At 72.2% G+C, this 3,198-nt stretch carries 3 protein-coding genes; all 3 read right to left on the reverse strand.

Annotation, left to right across the window (positions count from 1 at the left end):
- Positions 1-122 precede the first annotated feature (122 nt).
- The gene (locus ACJA3G_RS33715) at positions 123-1,562 is read right to left on the reverse strand and encodes an MFS transporter (RefSeq protein WP_406556836.1); all 1,440 of its coding nucleotides are present in this window, start codon (positions 1,560-1,562) and stop codon (positions 123-125) included.
- Positions 1,549-2,244, reverse strand: a complete 696-nt coding sequence (locus tag ACJA3G_RS33720; protein WP_406556837.1) for an SDR family oxidoreductase — start codon at positions 2,242-2,244, stop codon at positions 1,549-1,551. The genes ACJA3G_RS33715 and ACJA3G_RS33720 overlap by 14 nt, the downstream gene beginning before the upstream one ends.
- A gap of 265 nt (positions 2,245-2,509) precedes the next feature.
- Positions 2,510-2,998, reverse strand: a complete 489-nt coding sequence (locus ACJA3G_RS33725) for a hypothetical protein (protein ID WP_406556838.1) — start codon at positions 2,996-2,998, stop codon at positions 2,510-2,512.
- Between the last annotated feature and the right edge of the window lie 200 nt (positions 2,999-3,198).

Consider the following 3,198-nt stretch of genomic DNA (forward strand, 5'->3'; position numbering starts at 1 on the left):
CCCCCGGGAGGGGGCTACTGCCAACCGGACGTTCGCGTACGTGGGAACGCCGGGGGTCTGGCCAGGCACCGGCGGACCCCGTACCCGCCCTCGGTGGACCCGGCACCCGCCCTCAGGAGGTGTCAGCTCGCTGCCTCGTACGCCACCAGGCGCGCTCGGCGGCCCGCCAGGGCCAGCAGGGCGACGCCGACCAGGGTCGCGGCGACGAGTACGGTCGCCCCGGTCCACGCGGCGTAGCCCACCGCGTCGGTGAAGGCCGCGCCCGGGTCCTTGGCACCCGCGGTCAGGCGGTCCGTGAAGCGGGAGGTCATCAGGGTGCCCAGAATGCTGGTGCCCAGGACCGCGCCGACCTGGCGGGCGGCGTTGACCGTGCCGCTGGCCTCACCCTCGCGACCGCGCGGCACATGGCTGACGCCGAGGGCGGTGGAGGGCGCGTTGGCCAGTCCGCAGCCCAGGCCGAAGACGACGAGCGCGGCGGCGTACGCCGTGAAGGTGTCACCGGGCTCGACGGTGGCGAACAGTGCCGCGCCAGAGGCGGCCAGGAGGAGTCCCGTGATGATCAGCGGCCGGGGACCCCACTTGCGGACGAGTACACCTGCCACGACCGACGCGGCGATGAAGGTGCCGAACTCCGCCAGGAGTTGAACGCCCACTTCCAGGGCGCTCAGGCCGCGCACCTGTTGGAGCCACAGGACCTGAAGGAGGCAGACCCCGACGAAGCCGAAGAGGACGGTGGCGGCGAGCAGCAGAGAGGCGCTGTAGGACGGGTCGCGCATCAGGCGCAGGTCGATCATGGGGGAATCGCGGCGCAGTTCGACGGCGACGAAGACGCCGAGGAGCAGCAGGGCTCCGGCGAGGGAGGAGAGGGAGCGGGCGGTGGTGTAGCCGTGGTGGCCGCCGTCGATCAACCAGTAGATGAGCAGCGCGAGTCCGGCTGTGCCGAGTATCTGGCCGGCCCAGTCGGGTCGGCCGCCCGGGACGCGTGACTCCTCGACCCGGGCCAGCGCCACGAGGATGGCCAGGGCGCCGAGTGCCAGGTTCAGCCAGAAGGCGGCGTGCCAGGTCCACCACCGCAGGGCGAGCCCGGCGGTGACCGGGCCGATGGCCAGGCCGAGTCCGGAGGCCGCGGCCCAGGCGGAGATGGCTCCGGCGCGGCGGCGCGGATCGGGGAAGGCATGGCTGACGAGCGCGAGCGAGCTCGGGGTGATGAGCGCCCCGCCGAGGCCCGCGAGGGCCTGGCCGACCAGGACCAGGGGGAGGGTGGACGCCAGGACGAGGACCAGTCCTCCGGCACCCATCGCCACGGCACCCGCGAGGAAGATCGCGCGGCGGCCCCACCGGTCCGAGAGGGAACCGGCGCCGAGGACGAAGGAGGCGACGACCAGGGTGTACATGCTGGGCACCCAGACCAGGTCGGCCGGGGCGATGCCTAGGTCGTCCTGGACGGCACTCAGGGTGCCGATGGTCTGGGTGGTCTGGAGGAAGACGGTGAACAGGCCGAGACAGGCGGCCACGAGGACCGCCATGGGGCTGCCCTTGGCGCGGAGTTCAGCGCGTGGCACGGGACACCTCCGAGGTGCCCGACAGGGCGGCCTTGACCTGGCGGGTGAGCTCGTCGGCGAGTACTTCCTCGCGGCCCGCCTCCACCGCGTCGAGTACCTGGTGGGCGACGTCGACAGGGCTCGTCTTGGGCTGGTCGACGCCGGCCGCCATATCGGTGTCGATGAAGGCCGCGTGGACGGCGACGGTCAATGTGCCCTGCGGGCGCAGCTCTTCGCGTATCGCGTTGGTCATCGACAGGGCGGCTGCCTTGGAGACACCGTACGAGCCGATCTGCGGGAGGGTGTGCCAGGACAGCACGGAGAGCATGTTGACCACGGCGCCGCCACCGTTCGCCGCGAGGACGGGCGCGAAGGCGCGGCACATCGCCAGGGTGCCGAAGAGGTTGGTCTCCAGCTCCTCCCTCGCCCCTTCGAGTGAGTCCGCGCCGATCAGGGAACTGCCGCGCAGAATCCCCGCGTTGTTCAGGAGAAGGGAGGTGTCGGAGCAGAGCTCGGCGGCTGCGGCGACCTGGGCGGGGTCGGTGATGTCGAGCGCGACCGGGGTGAGTCCCGGGTCGGTCACCGTGCGCGGATCGCGCGCCGCCGCGTAAACGGTCTTCGCGCCCCGTTCCAGCAGGGCGAGGGCAAAGGCGCGCCCGAGCCCTCGGTTGGCGCCGGTCACGAGTGCCGTGGTGTTCCGCATGCGCGTCTTCTTTCCGGGGTCGTGGAAGGAGGTTGACCCCAAGTGGGGTGAGTTGGAAATCTGGACTCACTGTAGCGGAGTGGGTTGGATATTCAAATTTAGGGTGTTGTGGGGGTGTGGATCGGCGGATCGGCGGATCAGGTGGTGAGGGTGTTCAGAGTGCGCGGCGGAGAGAGGCGTCTCGGTGCGATGGAGCGAAGGGGGGGAGGGAGTTGGTGCCCGTCGGCGGTGGTCAGATTGCCGCCTCCACCTCCAGATAACGGTGTCAGATTGCCGCCTCGACCTCCAGGTAGCGGTGGCGGCGTGCTCCTCGGTACTCCAGCGCTTCCCAGCCCAGAGGCCGCAGCGTGTCCGCGCACCGGCGGAGCGCCTCTGCCTCCTCCTGGGCGGCGCCGCTCCCGGGCGGGCCCAGCCACTCCACGCGGACGGCCCCGGGCTGGTCCGCCGGGCAGAGACGGTAGCCCGTCCTGGTCCGGCGCCCGGTCGCGTCCACGGCTGACGGGGGGATTCCGGCGGCCTCCAGTGCCAGGGAGACAGCGCGCACCAACTGCTGCCGCTCCCAGGGCGCGGGCAGGGCGAGCGGGTCGGGGTGCCCGGAGTTCATCAGGCGCCGGATCTGTCGCAACCCCTCGAAGGCGACGCGCACCGCGGCCTCCCGCTGGGCGGGCGGGGCGGCCGGTGCCGGTCCGTCGCCGGTGGCCGCCTCGAAAGGGGCCGCCGGGGCTCGCTCGCTGTGTTCTTCGGGAGGTGTCACCGTGGTCCCTTCGCCGGTTGCCGGAACGGCAAGTGTTGCCGAAACGGCGGGGGCGCGCGGCGGCAGGGCTTCGCGTCCGCGCTGGGCCCGTACGGGTTCACGGCCCACGACGGCCTGTCCGCGCGGGGCCGGGGGGCTTCCGTATAGACGCTGCGCCAGCATCCCATCCTGCGCGCCCCCTTCGGCGGAATGCCCACCAC

Source organism: Streptomyces sp. YS-3, from assembly GCF_045257485.1.
In the GTDB taxonomy this organism is placed as follows: domain Bacteria; phylum Actinomycetota; class Actinomycetes; order Streptomycetales; family Streptomycetaceae; genus Streptomyces.